Genomic DNA, 20,367 nt, shown 5'->3' with positions numbered 1-20,367 from the left:
GTACGGAATTAGTATAGGTGAACACCCTTTTAAATCATATTATGAATGGGAGGAGTAGTTTAACATGCGTAAGCTTGTGAAAAGAAGCACGAATGTAGGCGACACGATTGAGGCATTTGGCTGTGGTTGTTCCTGTTATTGTCCTTGCTCCTGTTATTGCGCAGGCAGTCGGACTCGAAGCTCCAATACTCAGCGTGAAAGCGACGGCTCTTATCGCAGAGATAATGGAACTGGAATTGGTAATTATTAAGCTTGTATCTGTATGGAGGAGCCTGGACATTCCAGGCTTCTGTCCACATCAAAACAGAGTAGGTGTGAATCATGAACATGTGCCAACCTTTTATATACACATTTCAGACGAGACTCCACCATTATGTATATGATGTAAATACCAACTTGATTTTGCGGATTAAAGAGGAGGCTTATCATTTTCTGAATTCGCATTCCAGCTTCGACCTGGATCAGATAGAGGCTACACCGGAATTGCAGCAGTATATCCGTGATTTGCTGGATAACGGATTTTTATCTTCACAGCGTCCGCAGATTATGAATCATCCCAAGACAAAGCACCTGGAGCATATGCTTCAGCATCAGCTGAAGACCCTCACCTTACAGGTAACTCAAAATTGCAATCTTAGATGCTCTTACTGCGTTTATTCAGGAGGATATGACAATCGAGGTCATACGAATCTGATGATGGATTTTGAGACAGCGCGCAAGTGTATCGATTTTGTGATTGATAGGTCAGTAGACAGTGACCGTTTGGATTTTGGTTTTTATGGGGGAGAGCCGCTCATTAATTTTCCGTTGGTCAAGAAATGTGTGGAATATATTAAGGAGCAGGTAGCGTATAGAGATGTAGGCTTTCATTTGACGACCAATGGTACGCTGCTTAATGACGATATTTTGGCCTTTCTCGATGAACATCGTTTTGTGCTTACCATCAGTCTGGACGGAGATCAGGAGAATCATGACAGAAACAGACGGTTTGCTGTTAACGGGCGAGGCTCCTTTGATACGATCATTGCCAATGTGGACAAAATTAAGAGGAATTACCCGGGCCTCTTTGAATGGATTAATTTTAATGTGGTGCTGGATACCCGCAATGATTTTGGTTGCGTCAATGATTTTTATACGAATTATGAAACCTTCGAAAGTCTGTACAGTGTAAAGTCGTCCTACATTAACGATGCTTATGTGAAGGATGAAATTTTGTACAGAAATGAATTTATTGAGCAGAGAGGCTATGAGGTAGTTAAAATGATGCTTTCCAAATTTGGGAGAGTAGATGAAAGCCATGTCTCCAAGCTAATTAAGGACTATTATATTCAGATGTATTTCCGAATGTTCCATTATAGAAAGCCTTCTGCAGGGATGCCGATCGAAGCGCATCATGGCGGACCCTGTGTGCCTGGTGTACAGCGATTGTTTGCGGATGTGCATGGAAACCTGTATCCATGTGAACGGGTCAGTGAACAGTCGGAGGTGGTGCAGATTGGAAAGGTAGACACAGGTTTTGAAGTGGATAAAATCAGCCAGATTTTGAATGTAGGGACCATCACGGAGGATGCATGTAAAAACTGTTGGAATTTCCGTTTTTGTACGCTGTGTGTTGCTGTAGCAGATGATTTGCATACCTTGTCCAAAGCAAAGAAGCTGAGTCACTGTTCGGTAGTCAAAAATGATATTAGGCACACCTTACTTGATTATTGCATGATGAATGAGCTGGGCTATGATTTCTCCGAGGATACGATTCTCGATTTTGAAAAAGCATGAGGGGTGTCTCCATGACCAATAAATTAATCATTTTCCCGTTTGATTATGAAACGATAGCCCTGGTTAGGAACTTGAATCTATTAGGAAGTTATGAGGAAGTTGTACTTATTTCTTTTCAAGGGTCGGGTATGATCGGGAAAGATGCCTGTGTAACGGACAAGGGGGAAGTGACAGGCTTCATAGTGAAGCCAGAGTCTTGTTTGGAGCAAGAAATAGAGCGTTGTGATGCTATATTACTGGTGAAATCCAATTTCAAGCTGGATGTAGCTGAGGTGTATCTTCCCGTGATCCAGAAGGCTGGACAACTTGGCAAAAAAGTCATGTGTAATTTCACTTTGCCAGACCCATGTATGGAATTCATCGAACTCTGTGAGGAGCAAGATGACAAGCTGATTTTAAAAAATACATTTGATGTACGCACGAAGGATATTTTACCGCCTGACCCGGGCTCTGTTATTCATGATTTTTTTACACCGGTTCTGTTTGTATTAGGGTTGAACGAGCGAACGCATAAGCTTAATTTACAGTTTAACCTTCGGCAGAAGCTTGAAGCACAAGGATATCGGGTGTCGCAAATCACATCTAATGGATGCGGGGAGCTGATTGGTGCACATTCTTTTCCACAGTTTATGTTTGAGAGCGGTATGACGGAAACCCAGAAGATTATCATGTTTAATCGATATTTGAAAAAAATAGAGCAGAGCGAAAAGCCTGATCTAATACTCGTGGGCATTCCGGGTGGGATTGTTCCCTTTAACAATACATTCACGAATTATTTTGGAGTAACCTCATTTTTGGTATCTCGTGCCGTCAGACCGGATGGCCTGATCTGTTGTCTACACTATGATGAATACAATATAAAATATTTGGAGCATGTGAAACAGTACATGGAAAACCGTTTTTCCTCTTCATTATTGGGATACGCCATATGTAACAATGTATTCGACAGTTATTCTTCTTCCACGGTCAATATGCAATACGCATCTGTTGATCATCGTTTCGTGGAGGAGAAAAAACAGGAGTTTTCCAATTATTCCGTGCCTGTACTCCATCTGTCCAACGATGAAGATATAAATAGGCTGATGAAGGATATTTTACATTATTTTTCGGTTGATCATCATGTAGCTCAGTTGTAATGGAGGGAAGAACATGAACTTTACTCAGGATGTAACGGGAACAGGAATGAAACTGGAAAATATATTTTGGAAGCTTTTTAAAATAAAAGCGGATGAGATAAATAAAGAGGCTACATTACTGGGTCCTGATATGGGGCTGTTCCCCAGAGATCTGGTATATCTATTATTTGAAGTGGAAAAAAGCTTTGCTATCCTAATTCCGGAAGAGCGTATAGTGGGAGGGGGGTTGCTTACATATAACAGCTTGTATGAGACGATAAAGGACTGCTTAACTGTGGAAAAGGATTGAAGGATTTGTGAAAATGATAATAAAACATACAAAAACATACAAAAAAATCCGATATACTTCTAGAATCACTTATTTCAGGATTTTGCAAAATTCGATTTCAGTCGCTTATTGGATTTTTGCAAAATCCTCATTTAGAAGAGAATTGGAGGTTTTAGGATGAATGTATCATTTACATCATCTCACCAATCGCCGTTCCGCACCGCAGATAACAACCGACTTGAACTACGGCATCCCACATCCGCTCAGGCTGAAAGGAAGAGTATAGGCAAGCCACAAAACAAGGTTATACAACAATTGACAGAGCAAAAGCAAAATTTGATGGAGAGGCGTTCGGACTATTTAAGTAATGCTCTTAAGCGTGGTCTCGGTCCGGAAGCTGTAAAAGCTGAAATGGAAGAGATAGATAAGCAAATTCAGCAAATTGACGAGAACATTCAAAAGCAGTCACTGGAAGAACAAAAAAAAGCTTTGGGCATGGATGAGGAAAGTAAAAAAGAAGCTGAGAAAGGCAAACAGGAACAATATACGCCCAAGACTGCTGAGGAGCAGCAGCAAAGACTGATCACCTATACAATGCATGGTGTTGTATCTGCAAACAATGAGTTGAAGAATGCCAAAATAACCAAAATGGCACAAATTACATTGGAAAGCGAAGCTAAGGGGTGGGAAAACACTAACCCTGCAAGATCAGCGGCTTTGCGTCAGAAGGCAGAAGGACTTAATGGAAAGATCATGGACATCGCAGCGAATATTAATGAGCGTATCAGTGAAGCAGTGAATAACGAACCGGCGATTACAGATCGAGATGAACCAAAGGATGAGAAGGAAGCAAGTACGGAGGCTGACAGGGTGTGGACTGAACAAGAGCTCAATGCCTATCTGGACTCGGCTAAAGACGGGGCGAAGACTGCAGGCACGATGGTAAATATTGCAGTCTGATCCGGCTATCATGTACATGGTCAGCTAAATGAGGAGGGTGCTTTCAGACGAACGCTATCGTTCGCAGAGGCACCCTCCGCTTACTCTAATGGAACGGAACAGAGCCGTGAGATTCATTCCACAATCCGAAGAGACAGGGGGAGAAAACATGAATGGCAAGATTCATGTAGCCATTATTGACGACGGGGTTAATGCTGGCTTTTTAAACACCCAATTATTATATAACGTCGAAATAGCTCATGGAGACGTAGAAGATGGACGTACCTTAAATCACGGTACGCTATGTGCAGCTATTGTACAAACGTATTTTCCAGATGCGATCATTAGCAGTGTAAAAATAATGAACCATAGAAAAGGAAATGCAACTCAGCTTTGTGCTGCGCTGGATTGGTGTGTAAAACATGGTGTACAGGTAGCAAATATCAGCCTGGGGAGTATAAATTATCGAGATCGAAGCATGCTACGGGAGGCTGTAAATGATGCAGCTATGGCGGGATTAATTATAGTATGTGCTGCACAAAACGGAGGACTTCTTACTTATCCGGCCTCCTTTGCCAATGTGATTGGTGTGCGCTGCGATCATAGCGGTATACTCACAGCAGGACAATATACATATGATGCTGAGTTAGCATTCTCAAGCGGTATCGATTTTATCGCTTTTGCCAAGCATGAACTAGTAGGTGCAGCTGGAGAGGCTGTACAATGTCCCAACAGCAATAGCTATGCCACTCCATTGATTACAGCACACATATGTAAAGTTTTGCAGCAGTCCAAAGCTGTTCCTTCCATAGAACAGCTAAAACATATGTTACATAAGTATAGCTATCTTCCGATACAGGATACTAAATTACCCGTAATGCGTTACGGACATCCGGATTGGATACGGCGCGCCTATGTGTTTATAGAGGAGTGTGCAATTAGTTCGAAAGCACCCTATTATTTTCAGACCCAATGTGAAGCTCAACCCTCTGGCGACAAAGTTGCCGCGATCATCGAACAAGCCATCCTGCGGGAGCGAGAACAACAGGATACAGCGCTCGAAGGTGGACAACGGGTATGCGACCTGACAGATACGATTGTCTTGCTAGGGGAAATGGAGCCAGTGAGCTTGCAGGAAGTGGAACAATTGGCTTCACGGTATGGAAAACATGTCGTCTATATCTCTAAAAATCAACGACACACCCCATCACTGAATTTTTCGTCTTGCTATTTGCGCTGGTGGCAGCAAGAGGAGGGGCTCTTTATGGCGCAGGAGGAGACTAGCTCAATAGAGGATTCACGCATTCCGCATATTTGTATTTATTATGACAAGGGCATTGACATTATTTATTTTTTGCATGAGTTGAGAGGGGCCTTTGCCCGGGATGAATACCAAAGCTGGATCGCGGTGGACCAGTCCGCGGCAGTGTTGCATGATATGGAGTATACGCTCCCTTTGGATGCAAGCAATGGATTACAGGAACTGTTATATAATGCGGGTAAAATGGCATATAACGCTTATACGGATATTGCTATTTTGTGTGTAAAGGCTGCGAATACTGAGGATTGCACCAAAGAACGAGTTTTATTAGGCGTAGATATTGAGCTTTCTTTGCTGGTGAAAGTGGAAACTGAAGGTATTTACATATCTATACGGACAGAGCAGGGATATTTGAAAGAATGGGTCCTCTCAAACTTAAACGCGGGCGATATAGGTGGTATTTATACATATTTAGAACAACTGTTGGTAGACTGATATTCACTATTTAAAACAGACTGCAAGATACGGCAGTAGCACTATTTTGAACGCACCTATAATCCGTTATTATTATTATTTGGTAAAGTGGTTATTCACTCAATAAGTTTGTTTATAAAACAAAATATTTAGAAATACGTAACCAATTGCTTATCGTTTATTACAAATATTAATAAATATATTAAGTATTTAATGATAATATTGACTATGATAAATAGGGTGTGTTATATTAAAACCGTAAATAAAACGGCTTCTTAATCTTGGTGGTAGAACGGATTTTATTTTCGCATTCAGAGAGGATGGTTTAGGTGGCAGCAGCTGTAAAAGCAAAGATGATTGTAGACAAATCTTTTCGTATTGCTGAAGTCGATAAACGCATTTATGGCTCTTTTGTAGAGCATCTCGGGCGTGCCGTATATGGCGGTATTTACGAGCCTACTCATTCAACTAGTGATGAAAGCGGTTTCCGTAATGATGTTAAAGAGTTGGTAAAACAGCTTGATGTTCCTATTATACGCTATCCGGGCGGTAATTTTGTATCCGGTTACAATTGGGAAGACGGTGTCGGCCCTGTCGCGTCCAGACCTAGACAGTTGGAGCTGGCGTGGAGAACGGTCGAGCCAAATGAAGTAGGCACGAATGAATTTTTCAAATGGGCCAAGGATGTAGGTTCCGAAGTCATGATGGCGGTTAATCTGGGTACACGCGGAATTGATGCTGCGCGTAATCTGGTGGAATATTGCAACCACACAGGCGGCTCCTATTGGAGTGATCTACGTCGTAGTCACGGGGTTGAGCAACCACATAAGATTAAAACTTGGTGTCTTGGTAACGAGATGGATGGCCCATGGCAGATTGGTCACAAGACAGCAGAAGAATATGGCCGTCTGGCTGTTGAATCTGCAAAAGCTATGAAGCTGATTGATCCTGACATTGAGCTTGTATCCTGTGGAAGCTCCAGTTCCACGATGCCAACGTTCCCGGAATGGGAAGCAACCACACTGGATCATACCTATGAGGTAGCCGACTATATTTCCTTGCACCAATACTACGGCAATCATGACAATGATACGGCTAATTATCTGGCACGCTCTATGGATATGGATCATTTTATCCATACGGTCATTTCGACTTGTGACTATATCAAAGCAAAGAAACGCAGCAAGAAAAAAATGATGCTCAGCTTTGACGAATGGAACGTATGGTACCACTCCAATGATGCGGACAAAAAAATTGATCCGTGGTCTGTGGCACCACCGCAGCTTGAGGATATCTATAACTTTGAGGATGCATTGTTGGTAGGCAGCATGTTGATTACGTTCCTGCGCCACGCGGATCGTGTGAAAATGGCTTGTCTCGCCCAACTGGTCAACGTTATTGCGCCAATCATGACCGAGAATAACGGAAAGGCGTGGAAACAAACGATCTTCTATCCGTATCTGCATGCCTCCCGTTATGGTCGTGGGATATCGCTGATGCCTGTCGTGGATTCGGAAAAATACGACTCCAAGGACTTCACAGACATCCCTTATCTGGACAGCGCTGTAGTTTATGATGAAGAGGGAGACGCGCTGACTGTCTTTGCAGTGAACCGTCATTTGTCTGAATCGCTGGAGCTGACAGTAGATGTACGCAGTTTTGAAGGCTACCGCATTGTCGAGCATACTGTATTGGAGCATGATGATCTTAAAGCGACCAACAGTCCAGCCGGTGAAAAAGTTACGCCTCACAACGGCGGTAACGCCAAGCTTGATGACGGAATTGTAAAAGCTCATTTGGGCAAAGCATCGTGGAACGTTATCCGTCTCGCTAAGTCTCATTAATTCTCTTCTGTAAAAGGGTACAGCTTCGACTGTACCTAAATAAGCTCGCATTCTCTCTTGTAAGAGTATTACAAGAGCGGCAATGCGAGCTTTTTGCGTAAAATGAGCCATTTGTCCCTCCATAGATATAGGGTTCTGAGAGAAGGGTGGATTTTAAATAAATATTATGTTTATTACTAAATTTAACTAGACAAAGATGACCTTTATTCACTAAGTGCTCGTACTCCGTACATTTTTATGAAGTTAATTAGACCCAGTGCCAGACTTCCCAGGTGAAAAAAGACCCTATTATGTCGTTGTCAACGTACTGATATCTGAAATGCAGGGTGTGCAATCCGACTTAAATCCACGTTATACTTTAAAAGACAGTCTATTTAAATCCAAATGGTGGTTGTAGTATTTCGAGAAAGGAATGATCTCTATGAGTCAAACAGACGAATATCGTTTTCAAGTGAACTTGGGCGGTATGATTGATATTTTGGCCAATCATTTATATAGCAGTCCACGAGTGTTTATACGTGAGGTTCTGCAAAATGCAACAGATGCGATCACGGCTCGCAAGGAGCTGCGGAAGGTTGCTACTGAAAGTAATGTATTAAAAGAAGACAAGACCCTTGAAGCTACAGCTTCTGAGAGTAACAACTATGAAGGCAAAGTCATCGTAGAGTTATCTGGTGCCGGGGAGCAACAGGTATTGATGATTCAGGATAACGGCATTGGGTTGTCAGAAGAAGACATTCACCGTTTTTTATCGATTATCGGTCAGTCTTCCAAGAAGGGAGCCGATTTGCTGGCTTCTGAGACTTCGTTTATCGGACGATTTGGGATTGGGTTGCTATCCTGCTTTATGGTGAGCGATGAAATTGTGGTGCTGACCCGCTCGGTGAAGGAAGGCGTCTCCATGGAATGGAGAGGGAAGCCGGATGGGACGTATACGATTCGTCGATTGGAGACCGAACTGCCTGTAGGAACGCAAATTTATTTGCGCTGCAAGCCGGGAAGTGAGTTTTATTATGAGCCGGCGCATGTAGAGGAGTCTTTATTCTATTATGGTGCGTTGCTGCCGTATCCGGTCATACTGTCTGTAGACGGGGAGACCAAGCGCGTCAATCTTCCATCGACGAGCTGGATGCAGGACCCAGAACAATTACGGAGCCGCCGTAGTGAGGTGCTAGATTTAGGCTATCGCCTGATGGGCGAGCGCTTCAGTGATTTTATACCGTTGCGGACGGCATCGGGCAGAACAGGCGGGATTGCATTCATTTTGCCTCGTAGTGTTAATCTGAACAGCAAGCGGCTGCACCGGGTGTACTTGAAGCATATGTTGGTGTCCGATAAGGCGGAAAATGTATTGCCAGAATGGGCATTCTTCATTAAAAGCCTGATTTGGACAGATGAATTGCAACCAACGGCATCACGTGAATATTTTTATGAAAATGAGCAGCTTGATGCGGTTCGTTCTGAATTGGGGACCTGTATTCGGGAAGAACTGCTACGCATGGCGGAATATGAACCAGACCGTTTGCAACACTGGATTCGTTTGCACGAGCTGTCCATGAAGGCGCTCGCGGTCGAGGATGATGAATTTCTGCGGATTATGCATCGCTGGTTTTCCTTCGAAAGTACATTTGGGCGGCGTGAACTGAGTGAACTGATCCGAGAGGCGGGCGGACGTCCGTTGCATTACACATCGACAGTAGATGAGTATCGTCAGATTACGCATGTGGCGGCGGCGCAATCCATGTTGGTGATCAATGGCGGCTATATTTATGATTCAGACATTTTGGAAAAGCTGCATTGGATTGACCCTAACCTGCAAACAGAGCGTCTTAGCCCTGAGGAAGTATCTCTATCATTTACCGGGCTAACACAGGAAGAGCGCGAGAATTATTACGGTGTACTACGTGTCATGGATGCTGCTTTGCAGCCAATGCGTTGTCGCGCTGAGTTGAAGCGTTTTGAGCCTGCGAGTTTGCCAGTATTGTATACCATTTCTCAGGATGCACTGACCTTGCGCTCCATGGAAAACACGGTTGAGGAGACAACCTCACTTTTTTCCAATGTGCTTGATAGTCTGAAAGCAGGAGTCCAGCAAAATTCGGGCTACTCCACTTTATACTTTAATCTGAACAACCCGGTGGTGGCCCGAATTCTTGAAGCTACCGATACGCAGATGGTTACGGCTGCTACAGAAATGATGTATGTGAATGCGCTTATGATGGGTCACTATCCGATGAACCGCAGTGAGCTAGGGCTGATGAACCGGAGTGTACTGCATTTTATCAATTGGGGATTAGGGAACGGACAGAATACGTAATTGCGTAATTAAGGGAGGATTCAAATGGAAGAGACAATATATGAATTGATGGAGCAGGCGCAGGATATGCCCGGAGGGGCGGCAAAGCTGGCGATTCTGGAAGAGGCTGTTCGCTTGGCAGACACTTCCGGATTGAAGGAACTCGCTTATGAAATTCGGGGAGAGATTGTAGACTGCGCTATTTTTAACGGATACCCATTGAAGTCGCTGATTGCTTTTTCGTGGCAGTTGGGCCAATTTGATCAAAATCCAGAGGAATACGACGCAGATGAGCTGTTGTGGAATTACAAATGGATACTTGGGAAGGTGTGCAGCTTTTCCAATATATCGAAGACTCAAATAGAAGATCTGGCGGAGGATATGCGCAGACGTTATGCCGAATACGGGTATAATGAGCGTCCATATTACTATTATAAGTTCCGCATCGCGATGGACATGGGAAATCTGGAAGAAGCACGGCGATATCTGGATACCTTCCGCTTGATCGAACGGGACAGTATGAGTGATTGTGAAGCCTGCGAGCAGAGCCAGATGGTGCGGTTCTACTACTTGGCCGGAGAGGATGAGCAGGCGCTTGCCGTGGCAAAACCGATTTTGTCGGGTCGTATGAGATGTGCAGAAGTGCCGCATGTGACGCTCTCGCAGGTGCTATTGCCGCTTTATCGTCAAGGCGAGGTTGATCAGGCAAAGGAGCAGCATCGTAAAGGCTATCGCCTAGTCCGGGATGACCGTGACTTTCTGAAAACGATAGCAGAGCATATCGAATATTTGACGATTGCTGATCCGGTTCAAGGGATCGAAGTGGTAGAGCGTCATCTACATATGGCGCTAGACTATGAGAGCGGGCTGGAGCAGATGTATTTTTACGCGACGATGGTGAGTCTGCTGCAAAAGTTGGATACTTCGGGAGAAAAACGGTTGATCCGGTTGCCGGCTTCCTTGGAATGGGGGAAAGAGGAGCGCACATTGACGGAAATCATTGCGTATTTTAGGCCACTGGCAGAGTCAGCGGCGGCTGATTTTGATCGACGGAACGGAAATACGTTTTATTCCGAGTGGATCGGGAAAATTGTTCGAACGGCATAGAAGAAGTGTAGCTGTGACGAATATTTTATACTGCCCAAACAATGAGCAGGTATAATGTTCCTGTGAAATGACAGGAGGGGTTATGTGGTGACTGTAACCGGAAAGGTGATTAATTTCGCACACCGCGGAGCTTCAGGTGTATGTCCTGAGAATACGATGGCGGCATTCCGCCACGCCTTGGAACTGGGAGCAACAGGTATAGAAACGGATGTGCAGCGTACCCAAGATGGGCATCTGGTGCTGATTCACGATGAGTCGCTGAAGCGTACGACAGGTTGCTCACTGGATGTAAGGGATATTACGCTGGAAGAATTAAATAAATTGGATGCGGGCGTCTGGTTTGATGAGAAATTCCGAGGTGAGCGGGTCCCAATGCTGGATGAGCTACTGGAACTAGCCCAGTCCTCCTCGAATACAATTATTAATTTAGAGTTGAAAAATAGCATTTATCTCTATCCGGGTATGGAGGAAGAGGTCATTGCTGCCGTGAAGCGTTTTGGATTAGAACAGCAGGTAATCATATCCAGCTTTAATCACGAATCGCTGGCGCTCTGTGCGCAGCTTGCTCCTGAAATCAAGACGGGGGCGCTGTATATCGAAATTATGGTCCGCCCATCCGAGTATGCCACCCAATTCGGGGTTACCGCACTTCATGCCTACAAACAAGTGGTTACACCAGAAGCTGTATCAGAGGCTTTGGCATTAGGCGTCGTCTACCACCCATGGACGGTGAATGAGCCAGAAGAAATGAAGCGACTGCTGAAGGCCGGGGTGAACGGCATCATCACGGACTATCCTGATCGGTTGGCGCACTTATTGGCTGTCCGCTCTTCCTAGGTTGAAGACACAGTAGAACTGCAACTAAGGTTTGCAGGGATATGAGCGTGGCTATTTATTGAAGAAAAAGACTCTCCTGTACGCACTCGTTTTTACGAGGCGAGGGAGAGTCTTTTTTGCCCTAAGCCGAAGAGCGTATCGTCCACGATGGCCTTGATTCCTTTCTACTTGATGCCGAGCCGCATACGATAGCTGAACAGAATGTCTAGTGTTCTGCCCTGAAAATGATTCTCTACCAGGTTCACGAAGCGGGCTACATCGCCGTCAAGCGTTCTATTGCCAAGTTTTAAGAGACTTTGAATACCCCCTTGGCTGAGAGCGAGCCCTGTATAACGAGCTGCGTCACACTGCTCACGGTTGTGGAAAACAATCTCCCGGGTATATCGGAATTGCCCGCTGCGGTGCAGATTAGCTAAATGCTGATCCTTGCTCCATTTATGAGCTTGCTGCTCTACTGGGGCTTCCTGTTCCAAAAGGGTATCCGCTTTGGTGATAAGCTCTGTATAAGCTTGCTCTATCTGCCATTGCAGCACCGGAGGCCAGTCACAGTCAAAGGCTGCGAACACGCCGCCCTGAGCCAAGACCCTGCCCGCTTCCTGAAGCGTGCTCTCGGGGTCCATCCAGTGAAAGGATTGAGAGCAGGTGATGACGTCTACAGTTCCGTCCTCAAAGGGCAGGTTGTTGGAGAACCCGCTTTTGAAGGAAATGGTTCCTGCCTTTGCCGTTCCTGCTGTCTCCAGCTTGTGCTGCGCTTTTCCTCTCATGTCCGAGTTAGGCTCGATACCGACGACTTGCCGAGCGGCGTTTTCCCATATGAAAGTTGAAAGTCCTGTACCGCAGCCAATATCGGCAACGAGCTCTACGTTTCGCTCCAGATAGCGGCTGACGATTTCCACGACGAGTGACGGTGCTTCCGGGCGGTGCTGATCGTAGTTGTCGGCAAAACCGCTAAAACGATCTACGTTGCTTTGCAGATTTCCCTCAGGTATTATAGGTCCTCTTCCTCCTTAGTTTCGACCGGGCGGCCGAGCAGATTCAAATGCTGCTGTACTCCTACATTGTACAGGTTTACATGTTCATCCATCTACTCTCGTGATTTCACAGCACCCGTCGGATTTCGGAGGGGAAATTCCCTATTTTATCATTGAAGCAAGCGCCCACTCGCGCATCATGGAGTCAAGCATTGGACGCAAATCTTCGCGTTGCATACCCATGTGGAGCACGGCTTCCAGATATCCAGCTTTATCTCCAATATCATAACGTGTGCCTTCCAGTTCCAATGCGAGCAGTTGGTTCTGCAATGCTACCTGATGGAGTGCGTCTGTCAATTGATATTCACCGCCTGCCCCAGTGGACAGGTTTTCCAATATAGAGAAAATGGAAGGCTCCAATACATACCGACCAATGACTGCCTGCCGCGAAGGGGCATCTGCCGGAGAAGGTTTTTCAACAAGCCCGCCGACTTCGTGGATGAGACCGTTCTGGTGAGTAGAGTCAATAATGCCGTATTTACTCACATCTTGTTCTTCCACCGTGCGCACGCCGACCACTTGCTTGCCAGTCGCCTCGTAGACATCCATCATTTGACGGATCGCCGGGGTGGAGGAATTCATAATATCATCGCCCAGCAACACGGCAAATGGTTCATCGCCGATGAACTGACGAGCGCAGCTTACCGCGTGTCCCAAGCCGAGAGGTTCTTTTTGACGGATATAGTGAATGACTGCTTTACCCCCGATGCTTTGAACTTCACGCAGAAGATCGTATTTACCTTTGCTCTCCAGTACCTGCTCCAACTCCACAGACTTGTCAAAATGATCCTCGATGGCTTTTTTATTACGCCCCGTTACGATAATGATGCTCTCAATTCCGGACTTGATAGCTTCTTCTACGATATATTGAATAGCCGGCTTGTCTACGATGGGAAGCATCTCTTTCGGTAAAGCTTTCGTAGCTGGTAGAAAACGGGTTCCTAATCCGGCGGCTGGAATAACAGCTTTTGTAATTTTTCTCATAGAAACTCACGTTCCTTTCGGGATGGGGAACCAAATACCCAGTATCGGCTCCCGATATAATTGATGATCATTCCGGCTGCGGTGGCGATCAGCTTGTCTAAAGCAAGTGGCAACTCGGTTCCCGTGTGGAGCACTTGCAGTAATAGGGAGGTTATCCCTAATACGACCAGGTTGATGACGATAAATTTGGGTAATTGACGCTTGTTTGTGTCGTTTGATAGTTGTTTGTTGAATGTCCATTTGCTGTTCAAAATATAACTGTTGGCTGTGCCGCAGCTGTACGAAATGATCTGCGCTACAATGACCGGCACTCCGCCCCAAGCTAGCAGCATAAAAATAATATAATCTACGCCTGTATTCACCAGACCTACAATGCCAAATCGAATCATAGGAAGCAGCTGGGCCATGCGACTTTTCATAGTTTAGGCTCCATGACCGGATTTGGGTCCGGTATATACCGCACTGTTGCCGCGCACTGTGCGTCCTGCCGAAATCAGGCTTTCACGGGCTCCTTGCATGTACAGGGACTCGCGTGGTTCAGGGGCCTTCATAGCATGTGTCGGACCGTTTTCGTATTGTCCACCCAGATGCTCACGGACAATGTATAGCGGACGTGCTTTGGTTTCGTCATAAATCCGTCCAACATATTCACCCATAATACCGAGAATGATGAGGATCACCCCGTCGAAAATCAGGCTGATGCTAATCATAGACGACCAGCCCTTCATCACGTAGGAGTCGGTGAAAAAGTTGAGAAACAGTACGTACATCAGATACAGGAAGCCGGACATGGAGAGAAGTGCACCGATATACCCTGCCAGCTTGAGCGGCTTAATCGAAAAGGATGTGATCCCGTCCAGACTGAGCTTGATCATTCGTTTCAACGGATACTTGGTCTCGCCCGCGAGCCGCTCGTCGCGCTCATATTCTACAGCAGTTTGTTTGAATCCGATCCAGCTGACCAGTCCACGAACGAATCGGTTATTTTCCGGCAGCCGTTTCAATTCTTCTATGACCTTACGATCCATTAGGCGGAAGTCCCCGGTGTCGACCGGGATATTAATGTCCGTTGATGCTTTAAGTACACGGTAGAAGAGGCTGGCAGACCATTTCTTGAAGCGAGTTTCGCCATTGCGTTTGAGCCGTTTGGCGTAGACCACTTCATAGCCTTCCTTCCACTTGTTAGCCATCTCAACAATCAGTTCCGGCGGGTCTTGGAGGTCGGCGTCAATGACGACGACCGCCTCCCCCACCGCATAATCCATCCCGGCGGTAATCGCTAGCTGATGACCAAAATTGCGAGAGAAATCAATCAATACAATGGTGTCATCTCTGAGACTGAATTCCTTGATCAATTGGACGCTGCGGTCCGAACTTCCATCATTTACGAAGATCAGCTCGTAGGGCTCACCCATTGAGCCCATGACTTGTTTCAGCCTCCGGTAGGTTTCCGTAATAACAGCTTCCTCGTTGTACATCGGAATAACTATGGAATAACGGATGGGTTCACTCATTCGTAGTTCCTCCTCATTTATAATGTGATTTCGTATAAAGTACCGCTTCCGCCACGATCGTCTCCGCCAGGGCCACCTTGACCATCCTGGGCGTTCGCATTGCTGTTCGTCGTGTCGCTTCCGCTCTCGGTGGCTTTAACGTCTGTACTTGTTTCGTCTGCTGTTGTTTTCCATTCATCTGTAGGGATCAACTTGCCGTGTTCTTTGATCCATGCAGTGACTTCAGAGTTACCGCCGTCCGGTCCGCCGCCTCCACCAGAAATCATGAAGTACTTCACTTGTCCGCTTTCGACCAGCGCCTTGATTTTATCGACGGTATAGACTGGATCGGAGGATACAAAACCGTTCATAATAATTACTTTTTGTCCGGCCTCGACCAGGTAAGGAGCAGCCGTTGAATAATTACTTGCTGCGAAAAGGTAGGTTTCACCTGTGTTATTTTTTTGCAAATAGCTCAACGTTTTTTGATCTAAACTTTGGCTACCGTTGGGTCCTCCCATTCCTCTGGAACGGGTAGAAGATTTTTGCTCCGTGTCTGTACTTGTTTGTGTGCTTGAAGTATTTCCATCAGGACTGGAATTCTCTGCATTATTGGTCTGGTTATTCGTTTGAGTTCCTTCGGCTTGTTGTCCATTGGCGCTCTGACCTCTATTGCGATCATTGCCGCCCGGCATTCCGCCACCGCCACCGCCGCCAAATTGAGTGGGTCCGGCTTGTGGAATCATGCTGTTCCCTCCGTAGATGATCGGTGTCAATGCCCAATATGCAGGACCGATAAACATAGCGAGTACACTTGCAATGATGGCGAACCTTGTGAACTTCTCAGATTTCATTCGTGCCACTACCTGCAGCACCGTGCCGATGATCCCTAAGATCAATACCGTGATGGACCAGCCGCTGCCAATGGTATCGTTGTAATTTTGCAAAACAAACCAGCTAAATACCGAGGTTGCCAATACTGCTGCGGGTAACAGCCAGGAGAGCCAGTTGGAACGCTCACGATACTGCTTCCACAATTCTACGAATCCTGCTCCAAAGAGCGCTGCAATTGGTGGCGCGAGCATAATCAGGTAATAATGATGAAAGAATCCTGCTACGCTGAAAAATGCAGCTACGGGAATCAACCAGGTCAGCCAGAAGATGACCTCTTTGTGTTTTTGTGTGATATTACGACGTCGAATGCTTGCAAGCAGGCCGATGGAAGCAATTAATGCAAATGGAAGCAGCCAGCTGGCTTGACCTGACAGGGAGGATTGGAACAACCGTAAAGGTCCTTTTTCGCCAGTACCGAACATGCCGCCACCAGAATTCCCTCCCGGTCCACCGCCTGGACCGCCCTGACCACCTTGCCCGTCTCTAGGACCACCTTGTCCGTTGCCGCCAAATCCACCCGGTGGCATTTGACCACCTGCACCCATGTTGTTGGCACCTGAGTCATCCGTAGAAGTAGTGCTGTCCAATGATGTGGTCGTCTGAGCCTGATCCGTGTTTGTGTTGCTGCTATTCGTTGCAGCGTTATTGTTCCGATCCGTACGTTCTCCGCCACGATTGCCACCTGTACCCTGATCTCCTGTCAGACGGGACAGGCCGTTATAACCAAAGGCCAAATTCAGCACAGAGTTCGTACCGCTACTCCCCATATAAGGGCGTTCATCTGCCGGAGTAGAGTCCACTACGACTGCCCAAGAGAGTGATACGATCAGGAGGACAACTGCTGATCCTACCAGTGTTGCTGCTTTTCGCTTCCAGTTAAACTTGGAAGCCAGCAGATAGAACAGACCCAGTGCGGGAACGATCATATAGGCTTGTAACATTTTTTCGTTAAAGGCGATGCCTACGACTGCGAAAGCAGCAAGGATCAGCCCGGTTTTGCTATTTCTAAGGCCTCTGAACAATAGCCATGTTGCGAGCAACAGTGTGAAAACCAACATAGCGTCGATGTTATTCGTACGGCTAACCGCTACGGCTATCGGTGTCGTTGCCATGGCGAAGGCGGCCAAACGTGCGGCCATCGTACCGAAGCTCGGTTTGACGAGCAAGTAAACGAGCAAGACCGATCCGACTTGAGCCAGCGCCTGTGGCAAGATAACGCTCCATCCGTGAAGCCCGAATATATAGGCGCTCAGTGTCTGAATCCAGAACACCACAGGGGGTTTGTCTACCGTTACCGATCCGGCAGAATCAAGTGAGGCGAAAAAGAAGTTGTGAAAGCTTTGTAGCATGCTTGCTACGGCCGTCGTGTAGTAGGTGTTTACATATTTGTCTTGCCAGATGTTGTATCCGTTCAAAAATGCGGATATCAGCATAATGATGATCAGGGGGATGTCCGCCCTGGTCTTAAACCATTTCTTAATCATGTTCATTCCACTCCCTGTAAAATTCTTTGTATTTATTCCGTTGTTCTAGCCGCTATCTTCAGGACTGCGGAATGACCAGTCGCTTCCGATCTTGGCCCGGTGAACTACCGGCTTGCTATTATCATGCCAGACCTACCTTAATTGGTTCTGAGCGCTCCCTGAACGTTAGCTGAAAGCTGAGCAGGGGTGCTTTTTTTGCGACAGGATTCAGGTATATTAGATACAGGTGAAAATGAATCGACTTTTATATGAGAAAAATGCAGCAACATGAAAGGGAAGATGAATAATGAATCCAATACACGGAGTTAAAATTATGCTGGCAGATGATGAGCCTCATATTTTGCAATTTTTAGAGCTTGGACTGATTAATGAAGGATATGAAGTCAGAACCGCCGAGAACGGGAGTCAAGCGCTCGATTTGGCAAAAGAGTTTCGCCCGCATGTAGCGGTGCTGGATGTGATGATGCCGGAAATGAACGGTTTTGAGGTGTGCCAAAGTCTCAAGGAGACGGAGGATAACATCGCGGTCATTATGCTGACTGCCAAGGATGATGTCGACGATCGGGTAAAGGGATTAAAACTCGGCGCGGATGATTATGTTGTAAAACCCTTCAGTTTTAATGAGCTGCTGGCTCGCATTGAAGCGCGCTTGCGCAATCAGTTCCCCGATCTGCTGGGAGAAGTGGTTCACGGCCCCTTTCAAGTGGATGATCGACGGAAGGAAATCCGTTATCAGAGTCAGGTGCTGGAACTGTCGCCTACCGAATATGAACTATTGAAGTTTTTGGTGTTGAATCACGGGATTGTGTTAAGTAAAAGTCGTATTCTGGACCGGGTATGGGGGTACGATTTTGGAGGCGAGGATAATATTGTTGAGGTGTACATTCGCTCCTTGCGTGAAAAACTCAAAGACAAGGAGCACCGGGTCATTCGTACGCTGCGCGGTGTGGGATACCGGGTGGATCTGCTATGAAGGCGGGCGGGAAAAGTCGGAGAAAATATGCACTCCGTTCTCTCCGATCCCAGCTTTTGGCCAGAACGTTACTCATTTTGGCTTTGTTGCTTGTATTGATTGGTTTTCTACAATATTTTCTGATGAAAGATTTTCTGTATCGCAGTCGGGCAGAAGCCATGAATACACAGCTGAATTCAATTCCTGCCGATTTATTGATTAAGGATTCGCAGGAAAAGAGCGGGGCTGGGGTAACCGTTCCTCAAGATGAGTCCAATCGAAGGAGTAATCGACCGGGACCGTTTCTGTTTTGGCCGGATATGTCGCTTGCTTCTATAGGTATAGACGGCACCTTCCAGAGCTTGTCCAATGAAAATGGACTTAAACCGCCGCGTCTCACCACTCAGCAGTATCAAGCAATGCAGCAGAGTAAGCGCATGCGTCACGGCTATCAATTAATCACGGATGCCCAGGGGAAAGAGCAACTGGTTGTATTCCGTCCGCTTGGTCCACCTGACCGTTCTTCCGGTTTACTTCAAATGGGCGTATCCACGACTTCTATGCAAGAGCAGTTGATTAACCAGCTCCGCACCTTTATTTTATTGTCTCTGATTGCACTTGCGATTGGGTTGGCGCTTATGCTTCCGGTGCTGCGCCGCACGTTGGTACCCCTTTCCAGGATGGTTGAGGCAGTCAAACGTATTGATGCCGGCAATCTGGCCGAGCGCTTTGATGCAGAGCAGGGGCAGTATGAGGTGGATCGTTTGGCGGTTTCATTTAACGGAATGCTGGAACGGCTGGAGCATTCTTTTGCAGCCGAACGGGAATTGCAGATGCAGATGAGACGATTTATTGCGGACGCCTCCCATGAACTGCGCACCCCGCTCACGTCTATTCACGGCTTCTTGGAAGTGTTGCTTCGTGGGGCTGCATCCAATCCGAAGCAGCTCCAATCAGCATTAGAAAGTATGTATGGTGAATCCAAGCGGATGAATAAGCTTGTCTCTGACTTGCTATTGTTGGCTAAGCTGGATCGAACACCGGAGTTAAAGCTGGAAGACATACCCCTAGATGCGTTGCTGCTGGAAATGAAACCGCAGCTTCTTATGCTAGCAGGTACACGTAAGGTGGTTTTTGATATGACGGCAGGTATACGGGTATTGGCAGAAGGGGATAAAATCAAGCAGGTCGTGCTCAACCTGTTTCACAATGCGGTTCAGCATACCGATATGGAAAGAGGTGTAATCCAGGTAAACCTGTCTGCAGGTAAGAAGTTGGTGGATATCCAAATTCGTGATAACGGGCCAGGCATGAGTAAAGAACAGCTGGAGCGGATATTTGAGCGTTTTTATCGTGGAGATGAATCGCGTACACGTAGCTCAGGCGGGGCAGGTCTTGGTCTGGCCATTACACAGTCTATCGTGGAAGCACACGGCGGGAGCATTACGGCCGAAAGTATCCCGGGAACGGGAAGTGTATTCAAAGTAACGCTACCTTTAGTGGGAACAGTATAGTATTGCAGATTATGGCGTAACATAAAAATAGCCTCCCGAACCGCAGCTTTGGTTATAACACGGCTCGGGGGGCTTTT

The 20,367-nt window shown here is 46.4% G+C and carries 17 protein-coding genes; 12 read left to right on the top strand and 5 right to left on the bottom strand.

The genetic code is table 11. The annotated features are described in order from the left end of the window. Positions 1-64 precede the first annotated feature (64 nt). From G9G53_RS16905 to G9G53_RS16860, 10 genes are all read left to right on the top strand, one after another. Positions 65-250, top strand: coding sequence for a CLI_3235 family bacteriocin precursor (locus G9G53_RS16905; RefSeq protein WP_165149190.1), 186 nt, complete (start codon positions 65-67; stop codon positions 248-250). Between the two features lie 71 nt (positions 251-321). Then, positions 322-1,776 (top strand): Cys-rich peptide radical SAM maturase CcpM, encoded by a 1,455-nt coding sequence (gene ccpM, locus G9G53_RS16900; protein WP_238437948.1) that lies wholly within the window; start codon positions 322-324, stop codon positions 1,774-1,776. Positions 1,777-1,787: 11 nt separating this feature from the next. Further along, positions 1,788-2,912 (top strand): TIGR04066 family peptide maturation system protein, encoded by a 1,125-nt coding sequence (locus G9G53_RS16895; RefSeq protein ID WP_165149188.1) that lies wholly within the window; start codon positions 1,788-1,790, stop codon positions 2,910-2,912. 13 nt (positions 2,913-2,925) lie between these two features. Continuing rightward, entirely contained in the window at positions 2,926-3,201 is a 276-nt protein-coding gene (locus tag G9G53_RS16890) for a peptide maturation system acyl carrier-related protein (protein WP_165149186.1), read from the top strand. A gap of 156 nt (positions 3,202-3,357) precedes the next feature. After that, the gene (locus tag G9G53_RS16885) at positions 3,358-4,140 is read left to right on the top strand and encodes a muscle M-line assembly protein unc-89 Uncoordinated protein 89 (protein ID WP_165149184.1); all 783 of its coding nucleotides are present in this window, start codon (positions 3,358-3,360) and stop codon (positions 4,138-4,140) included. A gap of 148 nt (positions 4,141-4,288) precedes the next feature. After that, complete coding sequence (locus tag G9G53_RS16880) at positions 4,289-5,875, top strand: S8 family serine peptidase (protein WP_165149182.1); 1,587 nt, start codon at positions 4,289-4,291, stop codon at positions 5,873-5,875. Positions 5,876-6,183: 308 nt separating this feature from the next. After that, the gene (gene arfA, locus G9G53_RS16875; RefSeq protein ID WP_039274274.1) at positions 6,184-7,698 is read left to right on the top strand and encodes an arabinosylfuranosidase ArfA; all 1,515 of its coding nucleotides are present in this window, start codon (positions 6,184-6,186) and stop codon (positions 7,696-7,698) included. Between the two features lie 421 nt (positions 7,699-8,119). Beyond that, positions 8,120-10,015, top strand: coding sequence for an HSP90 family protein (locus tag G9G53_RS16870; RefSeq protein WP_165149180.1), 1,896 nt, complete (start codon positions 8,120-8,122; stop codon positions 10,013-10,015). 24 nt (positions 10,016-10,039) lie between these two features. Continuing rightward, on the top strand, positions 10,040-11,101 hold the full coding sequence (locus G9G53_RS16865) for a hypothetical protein (RefSeq protein WP_165149178.1): 1,062 nt from the start codon (positions 10,040-10,042) through the stop codon (positions 11,099-11,101). An 87-nt stretch (positions 11,102-11,188) separates the two neighbouring features. Further along, a complete protein-coding gene (locus G9G53_RS16860; protein ID WP_165149176.1) occupies positions 11,189-11,938 on the top strand; it encodes a glycerophosphodiester phosphodiesterase in 750 nt (249 codons plus the stop codon). A gap of 164 nt (positions 11,939-12,102) precedes the next feature. Here G9G53_RS16860 and G9G53_RS16855 read toward each other — a convergent pair whose 3' ends face one another. From G9G53_RS16855 to G9G53_RS16835, 5 genes are all read right to left on the bottom strand, one after another. Then, on the bottom strand, positions 12,103-12,930 hold the full coding sequence (locus tag G9G53_RS16855) for a class I SAM-dependent methyltransferase (protein ID WP_165149386.1): 828 nt from the start codon (positions 12,928-12,930) through the stop codon (positions 12,103-12,105). Positions 12,931-13,071: 141 nt separating this feature from the next. Next, positions 13,072-13,953 carry a UTP--glucose-1-phosphate uridylyltransferase GalU gene (gene galU / locus G9G53_RS16850; protein ID WP_023986636.1) on the bottom strand — a complete coding sequence of 294 codons (882 nt, stop codon included), beginning with the start codon at positions 13,951-13,953 and terminating at the stop codon, positions 13,072-13,074. Continuing rightward, positions 13,950-14,372 carry a GtrA family protein gene (locus G9G53_RS16845; protein ID WP_165149174.1) on the bottom strand — a complete coding sequence of 141 codons (423 nt, stop codon included), beginning with the start codon at positions 14,370-14,372 and terminating at the stop codon, positions 13,950-13,952. Before G9G53_RS16845 ends, galU begins: the two co-directional genes overlap by 4 nt. Positions 14,373-14,375: 3 nt before the next feature. Next, a complete protein-coding gene (locus G9G53_RS16840; protein ID WP_029516831.1) occupies positions 14,376-15,467 on the bottom strand; it encodes a glycosyltransferase family 2 protein in 1,092 nt (363 codons plus the stop codon). Between the two features lie 17 nt (positions 15,468-15,484). Next, the gene (locus G9G53_RS16835) at positions 15,485-17,824 is read right to left on the bottom strand and encodes a glycosyltransferase family 39 protein (RefSeq protein WP_165149172.1); all 2,340 of its coding nucleotides are present in this window, start codon (positions 17,822-17,824) and stop codon (positions 15,485-15,487) included. A 286-nt stretch (positions 17,825-18,110) separates the two neighbouring features. Between G9G53_RS16835 and G9G53_RS16830 the strand changes: the two genes are divergently transcribed. Then, entirely contained in the window at positions 18,111-18,797 is a 687-nt protein-coding gene (locus G9G53_RS16830; protein WP_029516829.1) for a response regulator transcription factor, read from the top strand. Then, the gene (locus G9G53_RS16825) at positions 18,794-20,290 is read left to right on the top strand and encodes a sensor histidine kinase (protein WP_029516828.1); all 1,497 of its coding nucleotides are present in this window, start codon (positions 18,794-18,796) and stop codon (positions 20,288-20,290) included. The genes G9G53_RS16830 and G9G53_RS16825 overlap by 4 nt, the downstream gene beginning before the upstream one ends. The last annotated feature ends 77 nt before the right edge of the window (positions 20,291-20,367 follow it).

Origin of the sequence: Paenibacillus sp. EKM206P (assembly GCF_011066155.1) — a bacterium.
In the GTDB taxonomy this organism is placed as follows: domain Bacteria; phylum Bacillota; class Bacilli; order Paenibacillales; family Paenibacillaceae; genus Paenibacillus; species Paenibacillus polymyxa_D.
This window is presented reverse-complemented; position numbering and strand designations above follow the sequence as displayed.

Coding starts and splice junctions, on each gene's coding strand:
- G9G53_RS16905 (WP_165149190.1), top strand. CDS start 65: ATGCGTAAGCTTGTGAAAAGAAGCACGAATGTAGGCGACACGATTGAG.
- ccpM (WP_238437948.1), top strand. CDS start 322: ATGAACATGTGCCAACCTTTTATATACACATTTCAGACGAGACTCCAC.
- G9G53_RS16895 (WP_165149188.1), top strand. CDS start 1,788: ATGACCAATAAATTAATCATTTTCCCGTTTGATTATGAAACGATAGCC.
- G9G53_RS16890 (WP_165149186.1), top strand. CDS start 2,926: ATGAACTTTACTCAGGATGTAACGGGAACAGGAATGAAACTGGAAAAT.
- G9G53_RS16885 (WP_165149184.1), top strand. CDS start 3,358: ATGAATGTATCATTTACATCATCTCACCAATCGCCGTTCCGCACCGCA.
- G9G53_RS16880 (WP_165149182.1), top strand. CDS start 4,289: ATGAATGGCAAGATTCATGTAGCCATTATTGACGACGGGGTTAATGCT.
- G9G53_RS16870 (WP_165149180.1), top strand. CDS start 8,120: ATGAGTCAAACAGACGAATATCGTTTTCAAGTGAACTTGGGCGGTATG.
- G9G53_RS16865 (WP_165149178.1), top strand. CDS start 10,040: ATGGAAGAGACAATATATGAATTGATGGAGCAGGCGCAGGATATGCCC.
- galU (WP_023986636.1), bottom strand. CDS start 13,953: ATGAGAAAAATTACAAAAGCTGTTATTCCAGCCGCCGGATTAGGAACC.
- G9G53_RS16845 (WP_165149174.1), bottom strand. CDS start 14,372: ATGAAAAGTCGCATGGCCCAGCTGCTTCCTATGATTCGATTTGGCATT.
- G9G53_RS16840 (WP_029516831.1), bottom strand. CDS start 15,467: ATGAGTGAACCCATCCGTTATTCCATAGTTATTCCGATGTACAACGAG.
- G9G53_RS16835 (WP_165149172.1), bottom strand. CDS start 17,824: ATGATTAAGAAATGGTTTAAGACCAGGGCGGACATCCCCCTGATCATC.
- G9G53_RS16830 (WP_029516829.1), top strand. CDS start 18,111: ATGAATCCAATACACGGAGTTAAAATTATGCTGGCAGATGATGAGCCT.
- G9G53_RS16825 (WP_029516828.1), top strand. CDS start 18,794: ATGAAGGCGGGCGGGAAAAGTCGGAGAAAATATGCACTCCGTTCTCTC.